General features: G+C 46.3%; 23 protein-coding genes. 17 read left to right on the forward strand and 6 right to left on the reverse strand.

The window, feature by feature from the left end; genetic code table 11:
* Window positions 1–4: 4 nt before the first annotated feature.
* Genes ACP7H9_RS13175 through ACP7H9_RS13195 form a run of 5 tightly spaced genes read right to left on the reverse strand, consistent with a single transcriptional unit; the run spans window position 5 to window position 5,406 of the window.
* A complete protein-coding gene (locus ACP7H9_RS13175) occupies window positions 5–274 on the reverse strand; it encodes a K+/H+ antiporter subunit F (protein ID WP_011235141.1) in 270 nt (89 codons plus the stop codon).
* Window positions 268–756, reverse strand: coding sequence for a Na+/H+ antiporter subunit E (locus ACP7H9_RS13180; protein WP_011235140.1), 489 nt, complete (start codon window positions 754–756; stop codon window positions 268–270). Before ACP7H9_RS13180 ends, ACP7H9_RS13175 begins: the two co-directional genes overlap by 7 nt.
* 5 nt (window positions 757–761) lie before the next feature.
* Window positions 762–2,276 (reverse strand): monovalent cation/H+ antiporter subunit D, encoded by a 1,515-nt coding sequence (locus tag ACP7H9_RS13185; protein WP_153849570.1) that lies wholly within the window; start codon window positions 2,274–2,276, stop codon window positions 762–764.
* Complete coding sequence (locus ACP7H9_RS13190) at window positions 2,276–2,617, reverse strand: Na+/H+ antiporter subunit C (RefSeq protein ID WP_011235138.1); 342 nt, start codon at window positions 2,615–2,617, stop codon at window positions 2,276–2,278. Before ACP7H9_RS13190 ends, ACP7H9_RS13185 begins: the two co-directional genes overlap by 1 nt.
* Window positions 2,617–5,406, reverse strand: coding sequence for a monovalent cation/H+ antiporter subunit A (locus tag ACP7H9_RS13195; protein ID WP_439222891.1), 2,790 nt, complete (start codon window positions 5,404–5,406; stop codon window positions 2,617–2,619). Before ACP7H9_RS13195 ends, ACP7H9_RS13190 begins: the two co-directional genes overlap by 1 nt.
* A 272-nt stretch (window positions 5,407–5,678) precedes the next feature.
* Here ACP7H9_RS13195 and rplN point away from each other — a divergent pair, with 272 nt between their 5' ends.
* The 17 genes from rplN (at window position 5,679) to rplQ (ending at window position 14,172) form a co-directional block, all read left to right on the forward strand.
* Window positions 5,679–6,047, forward strand: a complete 369-nt coding sequence (gene rplN, locus ACP7H9_RS13200) for a 50S ribosomal protein L14 (protein ID WP_006956444.1) — start codon at window positions 5,679–5,681, stop codon at window positions 6,045–6,047.
* Window positions 6,048–6,057: 10 nt separating this feature from the next.
* Complete coding sequence (gene rplX, locus ACP7H9_RS13205) at window positions 6,058–6,372, forward strand: 50S ribosomal protein L24 (RefSeq protein WP_011235136.1); 315 nt, start codon at window positions 6,058–6,060, stop codon at window positions 6,370–6,372.
* A 20-nt stretch (window positions 6,373–6,392) separates the two neighbouring features.
* Window positions 6,393–6,932 carry a 50S ribosomal protein L5 gene (gene rplE / locus ACP7H9_RS13210; RefSeq protein ID WP_011235135.1) on the forward strand — a complete coding sequence of 180 codons (540 nt, stop codon included), beginning with the start codon at window positions 6,393–6,395 and terminating at the stop codon, window positions 6,930–6,932.
* Window positions 6,933–6,943: 11 nt separating this feature from the next.
* Window positions 6,944–7,249, forward strand: coding sequence for a 30S ribosomal protein S14 (gene rpsN / locus ACP7H9_RS13215; protein ID WP_011235134.1), 306 nt, complete (start codon window positions 6,944–6,946; stop codon window positions 7,247–7,249).
* A 26-nt stretch (window positions 7,250–7,275) separates the two neighbouring features.
* The gene (gene rpsH / locus ACP7H9_RS13220; protein ID WP_011235133.1) at window positions 7,276–7,668 is read left to right on the forward strand and encodes a 30S ribosomal protein S8; all 393 of its coding nucleotides are present in this window, start codon (window positions 7,276–7,278) and stop codon (window positions 7,666–7,668) included.
* Window positions 7,669–7,682: 14 nt separating this feature from the next.
* Window positions 7,683–8,216, forward strand: coding sequence for a 50S ribosomal protein L6 (rplF, locus tag ACP7H9_RS13225; protein WP_011235132.1), 534 nt, complete (start codon window positions 7,683–7,685; stop codon window positions 8,214–8,216).
* 9 nt (window positions 8,217–8,225) lie between these two features.
* Complete coding sequence (gene rplR / locus ACP7H9_RS13230; RefSeq protein ID WP_011235131.1) at window positions 8,226–8,579, forward strand: 50S ribosomal protein L18; 354 nt, start codon at window positions 8,226–8,228, stop codon at window positions 8,577–8,579.
* A 9-nt stretch (window positions 8,580–8,588) separates the two neighbouring features.
* A complete protein-coding gene (rpsE, locus tag ACP7H9_RS13235) occupies window positions 8,589–9,089 on the forward strand; it encodes a 30S ribosomal protein S5 (RefSeq protein ID WP_011235130.1) in 501 nt (166 codons plus the stop codon).
* Between the two features lie 6 nt (window positions 9,090–9,095).
* Window positions 9,096–9,278: a 50S ribosomal protein L30 gene (rpmD, locus tag ACP7H9_RS13240; protein WP_011235129.1), complete on the forward strand. Its 183-nt coding sequence runs from the start codon at window positions 9,096–9,098 to the stop codon at window positions 9,276–9,278.
* Between the two features lie 3 nt (window positions 9,279–9,281).
* Window positions 9,282–9,716 carry a 50S ribosomal protein L15 gene (gene rplO / locus ACP7H9_RS13245; RefSeq protein WP_011235128.1) on the forward strand — a complete coding sequence of 145 codons (435 nt, stop codon included), beginning with the start codon at window positions 9,282–9,284 and terminating at the stop codon, window positions 9,714–9,716.
* 5 nt (window positions 9,717–9,721) lie between these two features.
* Window positions 9,722–11,050, forward strand: coding sequence for a preprotein translocase subunit SecY (gene secY, locus ACP7H9_RS13250; RefSeq protein WP_011235127.1), 1,329 nt, complete (start codon window positions 9,722–9,724; stop codon window positions 11,048–11,050).
* Between the two features lie 24 nt (window positions 11,051–11,074).
* Entirely contained in the window at window positions 11,075–11,188 is a 114-nt protein-coding gene (gene rpmJ / locus ACP7H9_RS13255) for a 50S ribosomal protein L36 (RefSeq protein WP_006956433.1), read from the forward strand.
* A gap of 120 nt (window positions 11,189–11,308) precedes the next feature.
* A complete protein-coding gene (gene rpsM / locus ACP7H9_RS13260; protein WP_011235126.1) occupies window positions 11,309–11,665 on the forward strand; it encodes a 30S ribosomal protein S13 in 357 nt (118 codons plus the stop codon).
* 12 nt (window positions 11,666–11,677) lie between these two features.
* The gene (gene rpsK, locus ACP7H9_RS13265; RefSeq protein ID WP_011235125.1) at window positions 11,678–12,067 is read left to right on the forward strand and encodes a 30S ribosomal protein S11; all 390 of its coding nucleotides are present in this window, start codon (window positions 11,678–11,680) and stop codon (window positions 12,065–12,067) included.
* A 28-nt stretch (window positions 12,068–12,095) separates the two neighbouring features.
* Window positions 12,096–12,716 (forward strand): 30S ribosomal protein S4, encoded by a 621-nt coding sequence (gene rpsD, locus ACP7H9_RS13270; protein ID WP_011235124.1) that lies wholly within the window; start codon window positions 12,096–12,098, stop codon window positions 12,714–12,716.
* A gap of 25 nt (window positions 12,717–12,741) precedes the next feature.
* Window positions 12,742–13,731, forward strand: coding sequence for a DNA-directed RNA polymerase subunit alpha (locus tag ACP7H9_RS13275; RefSeq protein ID WP_011235123.1), 990 nt, complete (start codon window positions 12,742–12,744; stop codon window positions 13,729–13,731).
* Window positions 13,732–13,770: 39 nt separating this feature from the next.
* The gene (rplQ, locus tag ACP7H9_RS13280) at window positions 13,771–14,172 is read left to right on the forward strand and encodes a 50S ribosomal protein L17 (protein WP_011235122.1); all 402 of its coding nucleotides are present in this window, start codon (window positions 13,771–13,773) and stop codon (window positions 14,170–14,172) included.
* Between the two features lie 76 nt (window positions 14,173–14,248).
* Here the strand turns inward: rplQ and ACP7H9_RS13285 are convergent, their stop codons facing one another.
* Window positions 14,249–15,031 (reverse strand): hypothetical protein, encoded by a 783-nt coding sequence (locus ACP7H9_RS13285; RefSeq protein ID WP_034823220.1) that lies wholly within the window; start codon window positions 15,029–15,031, stop codon window positions 14,249–14,251.
* Window positions 15,032–15,457: the final 426 nt, after the last annotated feature.

Genomic DNA, 15,457 nt, shown 5'->3' on the forward strand with positions numbered 1-15,457 from the left:
CTTTTTATTCTATTAGGTCGCCACGCAGTAAAAATTTACCTGCCGCGATGGTACCGACAAAACCGAACATGGCAATGAGTAATGCTGCTTCAAAATAGGTTTGCGTGTTTTGGTACATACCCAGCAACAGCAGTAAAGCCAGCGAATTAATGTAAATTGTATCCAGAGCCAGTATTCTGTCCGGTAGATCGGGTCCTTTAATAAGGCGCCAGAAATTCATTAATACCGATAGACTGAATAACAAGAAGGCAATGTGTAGTACCGTCGTTAACATTGGAATATCTCCTTCAGGCGACGCTCATAACGGTTTCGAATCGTTTTTATGACTTCTTCCGGGCTTTCTTCTGAGAATGCGTGAATAAGAATGCCTTTGCGCCCACGAGTAATTTCGCAGGATACCGTTCCCGGCGTCAGTGTTATGGTACTTGCAAGAAGAGTAACCGGAAGCTCCTCTTTCATATCCAGTGGAAAAACAAACAACGCGGGTTTTATCGAGCGAGGTTTCCCAAGAATCATACCGGCAACCTTAAAGTTAGCCACGACAATGTCATTCAGCAGAATGAAAAAGTAAACGACTGCCAGGTCGGGGCGCTTAACTTTTGCAAAATTAGGCCAGGCGTCACGGAATAAAAATGGAATAAACCAGGAAAATAAAGCGCCCAGTATGATCACCCCGGGCGAAACTGAGTTAAATAATAGAACCCATAGCGTCAATAAGAAAAAAGATAACAAAGGTGTCGGAAATAGTTTTTTCATAGTAATTATTCCACTCCTTTTGTCAGCACGCGGGATGGGTACTGGTCTATGTCGTAAAGCTGTTCAGCGACATCATCGGTATAGTTGCGTATTGGGCTGGCAAATAACGTCATAACAACCGATAACGACAGAAGCATAACAACAGCAGCTCTTTTTCCTAAAGGAGCGGATTGTTCATTCGCTTTACCCGACAGTGTGTGCCAGAGCATTTTACTTCCCGCCCGGGTGACTGAAATTAGCATAATAAGAGTTGCGCCTAACATGGCTCCCCACAGCCAAAAACTGGCCCCGGTTGGGCTTGCCGATTCCATAATCATAAGTTTTCCGACAAAACCTGACAGAGGTGGTAAACCAATTATTGCTATTGCAGCAATTAAAAACATGACTGAATAAGCAGAGTGATTGGCCATTTTCTTGCCCGATACGATGCGTGATGCGGTTTTACCACGTTCGAACGCAATAAGGTCGGCCAGTAAAAATAATGCGCCAGTGATAAAGGTTGAGTGGATTAAATAAAACAGCATGGCTCCGGTTGTCGCAATTCCATTCAAGCTGTAGGTTGCGATAAGTGTGCCAATTGAAATGACGACTAAATAAGCCACAAGCAAGCGCAAGTCGCGAGCCCCGATAATTCCGATAGCGCCGGCTAGCATGGTAACGAGACCCATAACCCAAAGCCAGTCATGTGCAATGAGTGCAAGCTCATTAGCTTCAGGACCGAAAATGAGTGTGTAGACCCGAACTATGGCGTAAACCCCAACTTTTGTCATTATTGCGAATAGAGCGGCAACAACTCCGGTTGTTGTGGAATAGGCCTGAGGCAGCCAGAAGTGCAACGGCAGGATAGCGGCTTTAATGCCGAATACTATCAATAGCATCATACCACCGGCTTTAGCTAAGGCGGCCTGGTCTCCGCTTAACTGTTGAACTTGGGTAGCAAGGTCAGCCATATTCAAAGTGCCTGTAACACCATATAGAGTACCGACACTAATTAGGAAAAGTGCTGAACCTAAAAGGTTGAGTAATACGTAGTGTAAGGTTGTGCGTAGGCGAAATTTTCCTCCACCGTGCATTAATAGTGCGTAGGAGGAAATCAGAAGAACTTCGAAGAAGACGAATAAGTTGAAAATATCGCCGGTAGCAAAAGCCCCCATAATACCCATTATCTGAAACTGAAATAATGCCTGAAAGTGTGAGCCAAGATTATCTTCGGCATAACAACCGTAGATGAGCACTGGTAATGCCAATATTGCCGTTACCAGCATCATCAGAGCACTAAGCTTGTCCACCATCAGGACAATTCCAAATGGCGCAGACCAATTGCCTAAGGCATAAACAATCATCTGATCCTGATTAACCTGAACGAGCAGGGCAATAGTCAGTATTAAAGTTAATATACTGGACAGCAGGCCTATGGCTCTGCGTTTTGGCTGAGGTCTGTCTCCCCAGGGAAGAAGCTGTAGCAGCGCCGCCAGTAACGGCACCAAAATAGGAAGTATCGCCAAATGTTGTTGCCACATTAGCGGTTGCCCTCCGTGCTGTTATCTTGTTGGTTAACTTCATCCGTCCCTATCTCGCCTCGGGCGCGCACAGCCAGAATAATTGAATACGCTGTCATGGCGAAGCCGATAACGATAGCGGTGAGAACTAGTGCCTGAGGTAAAGGGTCGGCATAGGTTTCCTGCGTGCCATAAATTGGTGCGCCGTCTATTGTCAGACGACCGGTTGAAAATAGAAATAAGTTAACGGCATAAGACAGCATGGTAATGCCGACGACCACAGGAAATGAACGGCCGCGCAGAATTAGAAAAACACTGCATGCGGTTAAAATACCAACGGTAACTGAGTATAAAGTTTCCATTAATGACCCTCATGCGTTGGGCGATGACGTGTCGTCATCTTCCCGAAGTTACTTAAAATCATCATAGTAGCGCCAACAACCGTTAGGAAAACGCCAAGATCGAAGAGTAAAGCCGTTGCAAATTCAAATTTACCAACCACTGGCCAGTTTAAATAGGTAAACCAGGAAGTCAGGAAAGGCTTGCCAAACAGCCAGCTACCAAGCCCGGTAAGCGCGGCAATCAAAACGCCAAATGACATTAGAGATTGATAATTAACGCTAAAGCGTTCTTTCATCCAGTCGACACCATTGGCAATGTATTGCAGGATCATCGCCGAGGCGACTATCAGGCCTGCGATGAAACCACCACCCGGTAAGTTGTGGCCTCTTAGGAATATATAGGCAGCAACTACCATCGCCATGGGTAAAATAATGTTGGCAACAGTTGTTAACATCAACGGGTGTCTAATTCTATGCCAGGGGCGTCCGTCAATATCACTGGAAGGCATAAATGGTTTTAGCTTATTAAGCAGCTTATGAATACCTGCGGCAGCTATTGCCAGAACGGTAATTTCTCCTAAGGTATCGAAACCACGAAAGTCCACCAGAATGACGTTTACTACGTTGGTTCCACCACCACCGGATTTTGCATTCGCAAGGAAAAAGTCCGAGATGCTTTCAAACGGTGAGGTCAGTATTGCGAAATTTAAGGTAGCGACAATACCACCAATAAAGCTGGCAATGATTATGTCACGAAAAACTCGGTGGCCAGAAGAGGCCCGACTGGTTTTTTGTGGCATAAAGAACAACGCCAGTATCATTAAGATAATACTGACCACTTCGACAACCAACTGAGTCATGGCAAGATCCGGGGCCGAAAAGTGCGCGAAAGCTAACGACACAACCAGTCCAACCACGGATAGCATCATCAACATCACAAAACGATTACGATGTAATGTAGCGGTGGCAAATGCTGCGGATATCAGGACGATAGCACCAACCATGCTCACCATATCAACAGGCAACTGAGGTTTGCCACCAGTTACCACGCTTAGGTCGCTTAACGAAGGAAGCAACACGACAATAACGCTGATAAGAACAAAAGCAATGTAGCGCTGCAAGGAACCTGTGTCTAAGCGGTCGTAAAAATTTGCTGCTGCATCAGAGGCTTTTTGCACGAGGCGTTCAAAATTGTGTTTAGCGTCCTGCCCGTCAAATTGGCGATTAAATGTAAACAGTTGATCGCGGGAAAGGTATATCAGAATACCGCCAACCACTGCGACTGCGCTCATTAACAAAGGCATGTTAAAGCCGTGCCAAAGCGATAGTTTTACTTCAACAGGAGAGCCGGTAACAGCGGCGGCGGCCTGATCGAGTATACCGGAGACCATAGTCATTGGTGCGACGCCGATAGCGATACAAAGGAACCCTAACACAGCAACCGGTGCAGACATCATGCGAGGAGGATCATGTGGTTTTTTTGGCAGTTCTTTATAGTCGCCGTTAAAGAAAACATCGTGAATAAAGCGAATAGAGTAAGCCACCGACAGCATGGCTCCCACAGTCGCCAAAATAGGAATAAACCATGACAGCCCACCGAACAAATGTTGCTGCAGAGCTTGATCCAGGAATAGCTCTTTAGACATAAACCCGTTAAACGGTGGTATTCCTGCCATTGAGGCCGCTACAATCATGGCAAGAGTAGCCGTTATAGGCATCAGGCTCATAAGCCCTTGCAGTTTACGCATATCACGAGTGCCGGACTCATGGTCAATAATGCCTGCGGTCATAAACAGCGCGGCTTTAAATAGAGCATGGTTAATAATGTGAAATAGTGCCGCTATCACAGCCGCCTGGGTGCCTATCCCCAGTAACATACAAATGAGACCCAGATGGCTTACCGTAGAGAAAGCCAGCAAACCTTTAAGGTCGTGCTTTAACAGAGCAAAGTAAGCACCGACTAACATGGTAATTAAACCGGTTAATGTAACCAGGGTAAACCACAGTTCAGTCTCGGCTAATACCGGATGAAAACGTGCTAATAGAAAGATACCGGCTTTTACCATGGTCGCAGAGTGTAAGTACGCACTTACGGGAGTTGGCGCCGCCATGGCATGTGGTAGCCAAAATTGAAATGGAAACTGGGCTGACTTAGTAAAGGCTCCTAATAAAACGAGTATTAAAGCGGGTACATAGTAAGCGTGCGCTTTTATCTGGTCTGCTGCGGCGAATACAGTATCCAGTTGATAGCCACCGGCTATGTGCCCAATTATTAGTAATCCGGCTAACAGTGCCAGACCTCCGGCGCCGGTGGTTGCCAATGCCATGCGAGCACCGCGACGTGCATCACTGCTATGGAACCAATAACCAATAAGTAAAAAGGAAGAGATGCTGGTCAGTTCCCAGAAAACCCACATTAGTAATATATTATCTGCCATAACGATGCCCAGCATCGATGACATAAATAACAGCAGGCAGGCATAAAAACGGGATTCATCGTCGTCGCTGCTTAAATAGTAGTGAGCATAGCCAATAATCAGTACGCCTATGCCTAATATGAGCCCCACGAAAAGAAGTGACAAGCCGTCCAGACGCACGGCAAAATCAAGCCCTATACCCGGTAGCCATTCCACCATTTGCTTAGGTACTTCACCGGCAAGCGTAGCGGGTACGTACTGAAACAAAACAATTAAGCAGAAAATAGGAACAAGTAATGTAATCCCGGTCTTTATCGGTCGCGACGCTTGCTTAAATAATAGCGGTAAGAGCGCACCAAAGAATGGGGCAAAAATAATGAATAGCAGATTCATACCATAGAAGTCCCAAGTCAGCCTGTGCTCTTATAATAAGGTATAATTAACTGAGCAACGTAAAGTATTGAATTTACCATTGGTTCTGCTGCAATCCAACTAAACTAAACCCTTAAGATAGTGAATTCATCTTACGCCTACGAAATTTTCTGAGATTACCCTACCACTTACAAATTTTATCTGTTACACTTCGCGACCCTTTTTATAAGGGAAAAACCAAAGGCAGCACGACCCGAGAGGGTCTGTTTTTTTAACCTAAGCGGGGCACTGAAATGATCCAAATGCAAACTACCCTGGACGTTGCCGATAACTCCGGCGCGCGCAGCGTACAATGTATTAAGGTTCTAGGTGGTTCGCACCGTCGCTACGCAAACATCGGCGATATCATCAAAGTTACTGTCAAGGAAGCAATTCCGCGCGGTAAGGTGAAGAAAGGCGATGTAGTGAATGCGGTGGTCGTTCGCACCAGAAAAGGCGTCCGTCGACAAGACGGGTCGGTCATCCGTTTTGACCGCAACGCGGCTGTGTTGTTGAATAACAACCAACAGCCCATTGGCACACGTATTTTCGGGCCGGTAACTCGTGAACTGCGTTCAGAGCAGTTTATGAAGATTATCTCGCTGGCACCAGAAGTACTATAAGGAGTCAATTATGGCGGCAAAAATTAAACGTGATGACGAAGTAGTCGTCCTGGCAGGTAAGGACAAGGGCAAGCAAGGCAAAGTCCTGAAAGTTCTTACCGATAAAGATCGCGTGATCGTGGAAGGCGTCAACGTAGTCAAGAAACATCAGAAGCCAAATCCGGCTTTAGGTGAATCAGGTGGCATCGTTGAACAAGAAGCAGCAATCCACATTTCGAACGTAGCGATCCTTAACCCAGAGACAGGTAAAGCAGATCGTGTTGGATTTCGTCTTGAAGATGGCAAGAAAGTTCGCTTCTTCAAATCGAACAACGCAATCATTTAATTCAAACTTGGAGTTTTACGATGGCGAAACTGCATGATTTTTACAGAGAATCGGTAGTTCCTGAGCTTATGAAAGAGTTCAGCTACAACAGCGTCATGCAAGTCCCTCGGATTGATAAAATCACCCTTAACATGGGTGTTGGTGAAGCTCTGGCTGACAAAAAAGTACTTGATAACGCAGTGGCTGACCTAGAGGCTATCTCTGGTCAAAAGCCAATTCGTACTGTGGCACGCAAGTCTGTCGCCGGTTTCAAAGTCCGTGAAGGCTTCCCGATTGGCTGTAAAGTAACTCTGCGCGGCGAGCGCATGTGGGACTTTTTGCAACGCTTAATTTCGATTGCAATCCCACGTATCCGTGACTTCCGTGGCCTGAACCCTAAATCGTTCGATGGTCGTGGTAATTACAGCATGGGTGTTCGTGAGCAGATCATCTTTCCGGAGGTCGACTATGACAAAGTCGACAAGGTACGTGGTCTGGATATCACCATTACCACAAATGCTGGCACAGATGACGAAGCTCGTGCTTTGCTAGCTGCCTTTAACTTCCCGTTCAGAAAGTAAGGTGTAGAGTTATGGCAAAACAGTCAATGAAAGCGCGTGACGTGAAGCGAGCTAAAATCGCTTCAAAATACGCAGAAAAACGCAACGCACTGAAAACGGTCATTAATGACCCTAAAGCATCAGACGAAGAGCGTTGGGAAGCCGTACTTAAGTTGCAACAGCTCCCACGTGATGCCAGTCCGACGCGTCAACGTAACCGTTGTCGTATAACTGGTCGTCCTCATGGTTTCCTTCGTAAATTCGGCATGAGCCGAATCAAGGTCCGTGAGATGGCGATGCGCGGTGAAATTCCTGGCTTGAAAAAAGCTAGCTGGTAAGCCACGAATCACGGGAGAAAGCAAATATGAGCATGCAAGATCCAATTGCGGATATGTTCACACGCATTCGCAACGCTCAAGGTGCTAACAAAGTAACGGTTAAAATGCCGTCTTCTAAGCAGAAAGTGGCGATTGCTCAAGTTCTGAAAGAAGAAGGTTTTATTACTGGTTACAGTGCCGAGAGTACTGTTAAACCTGAGCTTGAAGTCGAATTGAAATATTTCGAAGGCAAGCCAGTAATTGAAACAATCGAGCGCGTTAGTCGGCCTGGTCTGCGTATCTATAAGAAACGCAACGAGTTGCCTAACGTAATGGGTGGCCTTGGCATCGCAGTAGTTTCGACGTCTAAAGGCCTGATGACTGATCGTGCCGCTCGCCAAGCTGGTCTTGGTGGCGAAATTATCGGTTACGTAGCGTAATTAGGAGGTAGGAAATGTCACGTGTTGCTAAAGCACCCATTGAAATTCCTGCTGGCGTTGAAGTTACGCTAAATGGCCAGGAAGTCACGATTAAAGGTGCCCAAGGCTCACTGAGTCGTGTTGTAAACGATGCAGTTGAACTGGTAAAAGATGAGAGTGAGTTACGTACTAACGCCCGTGAAGGTGTTGCTAACTCAACAGCTCAAGCTGGTACGGCTCGCGCATTGTTGCAAAACATGGTGGTCGGAGTCACTAAAGGATTCGAACGTAAGTTACAGTTGATAGGTGTTGGTTACCGTGCGCAAGCACAAGGTAAAAAACTAAACCTGACGCTAGGCTTTTCGCATCCTGTGGAGTTCGAGATTCCTGAAGGGATCACAATCGATACTCCGACTCAGACTGAAGTCGTCGTTAAAGGTGCAGATAAGCAGTTAGTTGGTCAAGTTGCCGCTAACATTCGTGCATACCGTAAACCCGAGCCTTACAAAGGCAAAGGTGTCCGTTATGCTGACGAGCAAGTGCGCCGTAAAGAAGCCAAGAAAAAGTAGGGTAATACGATGGACAATAAAGCAGCTCGCTTACGTCGTGCTACTCGCGCACGTAAACAAATTAAAGAGTTGGGTGCAAATCGCCTGGTCGTTCACCGTACACCACGGCATATTTACGCGCAGTTGATCGCACCTAACGGTTCTGAAGTGCTGGCAGCCGCATCGACTGCAGAGAAAAGTGTCCGCGAAGGGCTTAAATCTACAGGTAATGTAGACGCAGCCAAAGTCGTGGGCAAAACTATCGCTGAACGAGCGATTGAAAAAGGCGTTAAAAACGTGTCTTTCGATCGTAGTGGTTTTAAATACCACGGTCGCGTAGCCGCATTAGCGGACGCAGCTCGTGAAGCCGGACTTCAGTTCTAGGAGACGAACATGGCAAATGTAGAAGCTCAAACCGGTGAACTGATAGAGAAGTTGATCACAGTAAATCGTGTAGCAAAAGTGGTTAAAGGTGGTCGTATCTTTAGCTTCACTGCACTGACTGTGGTTGGCGACGGTAAAGGTAAAGTCGGTTTTGGTTATGGTAAAGCGCGTGAAGTACCCGCTGCTATTCAAAAAGCAATGGAAAAAGCACGTCGCAATATGGTTACCGTTCAACTGAAAGGCGACACTTTACAGCATCCTGTTAAAGGACGTCATTCAGGTTCACAGGTATACATGCAACCTGCTTCAGAAGGTACGGGTATCATCGCTGGTGGTGCAATGCGTGCGGTTCTGGAAGTTTCAGGTGTTCATAACGTGCTGTCAAAGGCATATGGTTCAACCAACCCAATCAACGTTGTTCGCGCGACTATCAAAGCGTTGAACGGCATGAAATCGCCGGAGCAAGTTGCGGCGAAGCGTGGATTGCGCGTTGACGAAATACTGGGGTAGTGAACAATGGCGAAAAAGACAATCAAAGTAACACAGACGCGTAGCTCTATCGGTCGTTTGCCGAAGCATAAAGCTACACTACGTGGCTTGGGTCTCCGCCGCATTGGTCACACAGTAGAGTTGGAAGACACTGCTGCAGTCCGCGGTATGGTGAACCGAGTTAATTACATGATTAAGGTGGAGGGATAAGCGATGGAACTTAATACACTTGCTCCCGCACCTGGTGCAAAAAGCAGCAAAAAGCGCGTTGGGCGTGGTATTGGTTCAGGTCTTGGAAAGACTGGCGGCCGTGGTCACAAAGGGCAGAAATCTCGCTCTGGTGGCTCAGTCAAGCCAGGTTTCGAAGGCGGACAAATGCCAATTCAACGTCGTCTGCCAAAATTTGGTTTTACTTCTCGCAAGGCTATGGTCACTGCAGAAGTAAACTTGGCAGAAATCGCGAAGGTTGACGGTGATACCGTTGAACTGGCGACTTTGAAAGCAGCAGGTCTCGTTCGTAAGAACGTACTACACGCTAAAGTCATCAAATCTGGTGAGTTAAGTCGTGCTGTGACTGTAAAAGGTCTTAAAGTCACCAAAGGCGCTCGCGAAGCTATTGAAGCTGCTGGCGGCAAAATCGAAGGATAGAGCAAATGGCTAAACCAGGATTGGAATCAAATCGAGCGCAAGGTGGCTTGTCGGAACTTAAGCGTCGCCTGCTGTTTGTGTTAGGAGCGATTATCGTTTTCCGAGCGGGCTCCTTTGTGCCTATTCCTGGTATTGATGCCGCTGTATTAGCTCAGCTATTCGAACAGCAGAAAGATACCATCGTTGCCATGTTTAACATGTTCAGCGGTGGTGCCTTAGAGCGTGCGTCAGTATTTGCATTAGGTATTATGCCGTATATTTCGGCTTCGATTATTATGCAGTTGGCTAGCGTGGTACATCCGCGTTTGGCCGAGCTTAAGAAAGAAGGTGAGTCTGGTCGTCGTAAGATTAACCAGTATACGCGGTGGGGTACTTTAATACTGGCAACGTTCCAGTCGATTGGTATAGCTACAGGCTTGCCAAATTTGATGCCAGGACTCGTAATAGACCCTGGCTTCGGCTTCTATTTCACTGCTGTAGTGAGCTTAGTCACAGGAACCATGTTCCTTATGTGGTTAGGTGAACAGATTACTGAGCGTGGTATTGGCAACGGTATCTCTATCCTGATCTTTGTGGGTATTGTTGCAGGATTACCTTCCGCTATCGGCCAAACGGCTGAACAAGCGCGTCAAGGTGACTTGCACCTGTTATTGTTGTTATTAATTGGGGTTGTGGTTTTAGCAGTAACTTATTTCGTTGTTTTTGTGGAGCGTGGTCAACGTCGTATCGTCGTTAATTATGCGAAGCGTCAACAAGGTCGTAAGGTATTTGCTGCGCAAAGCACGCACTTGCCATTGAAAGTTAATATGGCTGGTGTTATTCCACCAATTTTTGCGTCAAGTATTATTTTATTCCCGGGTACCATTGCCACTTGGTTTGGCTCTGGTGAAGGTATGGTTGCAGACTTTTTGCAGCAAGTATCGATGACATTGTCTCCCGGTCAGCCGTTATATGTGTTATTGTACGCGGCTGCGATAATCTTCTTCTGTTTCTTCTATACTGCGTTGGTATTTAACCCTCGCGAAACAGCTGACAACTTGAAGAAGTCGGGTGCGTTTATTCCGGGTATTCGCCCAGGTGAACAAACCTCAAGATACATCGATAAAGTAATGACGCGTTTGACATTAGCAGGCGCACTGTACATTACCTTTGTCTGTTTGGTTCCGGAGTTCATGATGATTGCATGGAATGTGCAATTCTACTTCGGCGGTACATCTTTATTGATTATCGTTGTTGTTATCATGGACTTTATGGCACAGGTTCAGACTCATATGATGTCGCATCAATATGACTCTGTCCTGAAAAAAGCCAATCTAAAAGGCTACGGCCGGTAAGATTGGGTAGAACGGAGAGTAGCAATGAAAGTTCGTGCTTCCGTGAAGAAAATCTGTCGTAACTGCAAAATCATCAAGCGTAACGGTGTAGTTCGCGTTATTTGCACTGATGCTAAGCATAAGCAACGACAAGGTTGATTCGAAGGAAAGGCTTGCGGCTTAGTCGCCGCAGCCTTTGAAGTATTTGCAATTCGGCAATCGGTTGAGTATCCTAACGGGCTTTTCAACTGAAGCCTACAAACTGAAGGAGACGTGTTAGTGGCCCGTATCGCTGGCATTAACGTTCCTGACAATAAGCATGCAGTCATAGCTTTGACTGCAATCTACGGTGTTGGCCGTACTCGTTCACAGCAGATTCTTGCTGCTACGGGTATCGCTGAAGACACCAAGATTGGTTCATTGTCAGAAGACAAACTGGACGCGCTTCGTGACGCTGTATCAAAGTTCGCCGTAGAAGGTGATCTGCGTCGTGAAGTATCTATGAACATTAAACGTTTGATGGACCTCGGGTGTTTCCGTGGACTTCGTCATCGTCGTAGCTTACCTCTACGTGGGCAGCGCACTAAAACAAATGCGCGCACTCGTAAAGGTCCGCGCAAACCAATCAAGAAATAGGGGGATTGAGTAATGGCTAAAACACCAACTCGCTCTCGAAAGCGCGTTAAAAAGCAGGTCGCCGATGGCATGGCTCATGTGCATGCATCTTTCAACAACACCATTATTACCATTACTGATCGCCAGGGTAACGCACTAGCGTGGGCTACTGCAGGTGGATCAGGGTTCCGTGGTTCACGGAAATCAACGCCGTTCGCAGCACAGGTTGCAGCAGAACGCGCAGGTGAAATGGCGAAGGAATACGGACTGAAAAACCTGGAAGTATTTGTGAATGGTCCAGGCCCGGGTCGTGAATCATCGATTCGTGCCCTGAACGCCGTTGGTTACAAAATCACAAATATTACCGATGTGACACCGATTCCTCACAACGGTTGTCGTCCGCCTAAGAAACGTCGCGTTTAAGGCGTGAATCGATAGTTGGAGAAAGATCATGGCTAGATATTTGGGTCCAAAGCTCAAGCTGAGCCGTCGCGAAGGAACAGATTTGTTCCTGAAGAGCGGCGTTCGCGCAATCGATTCTAAATGTAAGATCGAAACTGCACCAGGACAACACGGCGCGCGTCGCGGTCGTTTGTCAGATTACGGTGTTCAGTTGCGTGAGAAACAGAAAGTTCGTCGTATGTACGGCGTACTGGAAAAGCAATTTCGTAACTACTACAAAGAAGCTGCACGACTGAAAGGCAATACCGGTGAAAACCTGTTGCAGTTGCTGGAACAGCGCTTGGATAACGTAGTGTATCGCATGGGTTTTGCGTCAACACGCGCAGAAGCTCGTCAGCTGGTCAGTCACAAAGCAGTTGTTGTGAATGGTCAGGTAGTGAACATTCCATCGTTCAAGGTTCGTCCTGAAGATGTCGTTTCTGTTCGTGAAAAAGCGAAGAAACAGGCACGTATCGGAGCAGCACTGGAGCTTGCAGAACAACGCGAAAAGCCAGTCTGGATAGAAGTAGACAACAACAAATTGGAAGGTGCATTTAAACGTCTTCCAGAACGTAGCGACTTGTCTGCTGAAATTAACGAACAGTTGATCGTAGAGCTTTACTCTAAGTAAAGCTTAAGCATAGAGAGAGGACACAATGCAGGGTTCTGTTACCGAATTCCTAAAGCCGAGGTTAGTCGACATCGAGCAAATCAGCCCGACTCATGCCAAGGTGACACTGGAGCCTCTGGAACGCGGCTTTGGTTATACACTAGGTAATGCGTTACGTCGCATTTTACTGTCGTCAATGCCAGGCTGTGCAGTGACTGAGGTTGAAATCGATGGCGTGCTGCACGAATACAGCAGCAAAGAGGGCGTTCAGGAAGATGTCATTGAAGTTTTATTAAACCTGAAAGGGCTGGCAGTCAGCGTTGAAGGTAAAGATGAAGCAACTCTGACTTTGAATAAATCCGGAGCAGGTCCTGTAACAGCAGGCGATTTCACCCACGATGGTGATGTTGAAATCGTTAATCCTGAGCACGTTATCTGTCATCTGACAGGCGACTATGAACTTGTTATGCGAGTGAAAGTCGAACGTGGTCGTGGTTACGTGCCTGCGGCATCTCGTCAGTCCGCTGATGATGATGAACGTCCAATCGGTCGTCTTTTAGTCGACGCGTCGTTCAGCCCGGTAGAACGCATTGCATATTCTGTAGATGCGGCTCGTGTTGAACAGCGCACCGACTTAGACAAGCTGGTTATCGAAATGGAAACCAATGGTACATTGGATCCAGAAGAAGCTATCCGCCGTGCAGCAACAATTTTAGCTGAACAGTTGGATGCCTTCGTAGAACTTCGTGATATCAGTGAACCGGAAGAAAAAGAAGAGAAGCCGGAGTTCGATCCGATCCTTCTGCGTCCGGTAGACGACTTGGAATTGACTGTTCGATCTGCGAACTGCTTGAAAGCAGAAGCGATTCAGTACATTGGTGACTTAGTACAACGCACTGAGGTCGAGTTATTGAAAACTCCGAACTTGGGTAAGAAGTCGTTGACTGAAATCAAAGACGTGTTGGCTTCACGTGGTTTGTCTCTAGGCATGCGCCTTGAGAACTGGCCACCAGCCAGCTTAATTGACAACGACTAAGGTCACCTTAGTAATAGATTTACTGAGAAGGGTATAGGTATGCGCCATCGTAAGAGTGGTCGTCAACTAAATCGAAACAGCAGCCATCGTCAGGCAATGTTCCGCAACATGGCAAGCTCTTTAGTGCGTCATGAGATCATCAAGACGACTTTGCCAAAGGCAAAAGAGTTACGTCGCGTTGTTGAGCCGTTGATCACAATGGCAAAACAAGACAGCGTAGCAAACCGTCGTCTGGCGTTCGCACGCACACGTGACAAAGAGGTTGTTGGCAAGCTGTTTAATGAATTAGGCCCGCGTTATGAAGAACGCCCAGGTGGTTACACTCGCATTATGAAGTGTGGCTTCCGTACAGGTGATAACGCACCAATGGCTTACATTGAATTAGTTGGTCGCCCAGAAGTTGAAGAAGTTGAAGAAGTAGCTGAAGAAGCTGCGGAGTAAACCGCTTCGGAAAGTTAAAAAGCCGGCTGAAGTACAGCCGGCTTTTTTGTGTCTAAAACCAAGTGGTAATAACTAATTAGAGCCTTTCGTTGAAAATCTTAGCGAAGGTTTCCTTTTCCAGATAACCTTCCTTTACTAACCATTCAAGTTCCTTGCGGCTAACTCCTGACTCTTTCGCTTCCAGAGTTAAAATTCTCCAATCTTCTTTGCTAATTTCGTATGTGCCCTCTTCATCATCTGAACCAACAAAAAAGTCCTTCATAACGGCAATTAAAGCTGTTGCTGTCTCCGGTAAAGCCTTTATCGACTTAGTCAATGAAGAAAAAATTGAACTAGGTGCTTCCTGCGCTGCGGTTCTCAAAACAGACTCAGTAAAATCAGGATGGGACGCGACAGCTTTGCGTATAATAGTTTCAGCCTGATCAGGTTGACGTTGCAAAGCAATAGTAATGATATCATCAATATAAGCGGGCTCGGTTTGAATAGCTGCCTCAACAATGGCATTACATAAATCTGGGTAACGAGCTATAGCAATGTCGACGACAGTATAAGTAACTGCAGGCTCCGCTTGCATGGCGGCTATTACAATGGCGGTTACTCTACTCTCTCTGGTATCAAAAGCGGCATTAACGATATAGGCAGCATGTTCTGGGTAGTTATTAATCAGAATGCGTACAGTTCGCATAATAGAGAAGTTTTTATTGAGGTGACTTTCGATAATACTTCGGTAAGTATCTTGTAAAGTGGAAGACGAATTTTGGAGGCTGCCATCAAAAGTAGCAGCATGACTCGTTCGTATGGCGCTTGAACTAAGAGTTGCAACAAGCAAACAGGTAAAAGTTATTGATTTCCAGCGCATAAGATTTAAGCCCTTTATGTAATTCCAACTTATTAGAGTGATTCAATATAACAACAGTTCAAGGTAATCACAAAAAAACAACAAAATAGAATTAAAAACGAGCAAATCTAAGGGTTTTAGTTACAGCTGGTTGTTTTTTGTTCGGTTAAACTTTTTGATCGAAAAAGATCTTGCAAGGCTCAGAGAGATCACTATAATTCGCCGCCGTTGTCATGAGTTATCCGCAAAGTGTATTTGCAATAAATTCCGACAACGGCGTTTTGTTTTAACCGGGCTGAAAAAGCTGAAAAAAATGGGTTGACGAAACGAAAGGGACGTGTAGAATACGCCTCCCTGCTTCGAAAGAAGCAACGCTCTTTAACAATTATATCAAGCCAAGCAAACTGTGTGGGCACTTGCAGAAGTTAAGCAAAACGAAATATTTGT

Source organism: Idiomarina sp. ST20R2A10, from assembly GCF_051842345.1.
GTDB lineage: Bacteria > Pseudomonadota > Gammaproteobacteria > Enterobacterales > Alteromonadaceae > Idiomarina > Idiomarina loihiensis.

What these genes read in the sequence shown, in the direction of transcription:
- rplR (WP_011235131.1), top strand. Translation starts at nt 8,226, where the DNA reads ATGGACAATAAAGCAGCTCGCTTACGTCGTGCTACTCGCGCACGTAAA.
- rpsD (WP_011235124.1), top strand. Translation starts at nt 12,096, where the DNA reads ATGGCTAGATATTTGGGTCCAAAGCTCAAGCTGAGCCGTCGCGAAGGA.
- ACP7H9_RS13195 (WP_439222891.1), bottom strand. Translation starts at nt 5,406, where the DNA reads ATGAATCTGCTATTCATTATTTTTGCCCCATTCTTTGGTGCGCTCTTA.
- ACP7H9_RS13175 (WP_011235141.1), bottom strand. Translation starts at nt 274, where the DNA reads ATGTTAACGACGGTACTACACATTGCCTTCTTGTTATTCAGTCTATCG.
- ACP7H9_RS13285 (WP_034823220.1), bottom strand. Translation starts at nt 15,031, where the DNA reads ATGCGCTGGAAATCAATAACTTTTACCTGTTTGCTTGTTGCAACTCTT.
- rpsN (WP_011235134.1), top strand. Translation starts at nt 6,944, where the DNA reads ATGGCAAAACAGTCAATGAAAGCGCGTGACGTGAAGCGAGCTAAAATC.
- rpmD (WP_011235129.1), top strand. Translation starts at nt 9,096, where the DNA reads ATGGCGAAAAAGACAATCAAAGTAACACAGACGCGTAGCTCTATCGGT.
- rplQ (WP_011235122.1), top strand. Translation starts at nt 13,771, where the DNA reads ATGCGCCATCGTAAGAGTGGTCGTCAACTAAATCGAAACAGCAGCCAT.
- rplX (WP_011235136.1), top strand. Translation starts at nt 6,058, where the DNA reads ATGGCGGCAAAAATTAAACGTGATGACGAAGTAGTCGTCCTGGCAGGT.
- rpsH (WP_011235133.1), top strand. Translation starts at nt 7,276, where the DNA reads ATGAGCATGCAAGATCCAATTGCGGATATGTTCACACGCATTCGCAAC.
- rpsE (WP_011235130.1), top strand. Translation starts at nt 8,589, where the DNA reads ATGGCAAATGTAGAAGCTCAAACCGGTGAACTGATAGAGAAGTTGATC.
- ACP7H9_RS13180 (WP_011235140.1), bottom strand. Translation starts at nt 756, where the DNA reads ATGAAAAAACTATTTCCGACACCTTTGTTATCTTTTTTCTTATTGACG.
- rplE (WP_011235135.1), top strand. Translation starts at nt 6,393, where the DNA reads ATGGCGAAACTGCATGATTTTTACAGAGAATCGGTAGTTCCTGAGCTT.
- ACP7H9_RS13190 (WP_011235138.1), bottom strand. Translation starts at nt 2,617, where the DNA reads ATGGAAACTTTATACTCAGTTACCGTTGGTATTTTAACCGCATGCAGT.
- secY (WP_011235127.1), top strand. Translation starts at nt 9,722, where the DNA reads ATGGCTAAACCAGGATTGGAATCAAATCGAGCGCAAGGTGGCTTGTCG.
- ACP7H9_RS13185 (WP_153849570.1), bottom strand. Translation starts at nt 2,276, where the DNA reads ATGTGGCAACAACATTTGGCGATACTTCCTATTTTGGTGCCGTTACTG.
- rplO (WP_011235128.1), top strand. Translation starts at nt 9,282, where the DNA reads ATGGAACTTAATACACTTGCTCCCGCACCTGGTGCAAAAAGCAGCAAA.
- rplF (WP_011235132.1), top strand. Translation starts at nt 7,683, where the DNA reads ATGTCACGTGTTGCTAAAGCACCCATTGAAATTCCTGCTGGCGTTGAA.
- rpsK (WP_011235125.1), top strand. Translation starts at nt 11,678, where the DNA reads ATGGCTAAAACACCAACTCGCTCTCGAAAGCGCGTTAAAAAGCAGGTC.
- ACP7H9_RS13275 (WP_011235123.1), top strand. Translation starts at nt 12,742, where the DNA reads ATGCAGGGTTCTGTTACCGAATTCCTAAAGCCGAGGTTAGTCGACATC.
- rpmJ (WP_006956433.1), top strand. Translation starts at nt 11,075, where the DNA reads ATGAAAGTTCGTGCTTCCGTGAAGAAAATCTGTCGTAACTGCAAAATC.
- rplN (WP_006956444.1), top strand. Translation starts at nt 5,679, where the DNA reads ATGATCCAAATGCAAACTACCCTGGACGTTGCCGATAACTCCGGCGCG.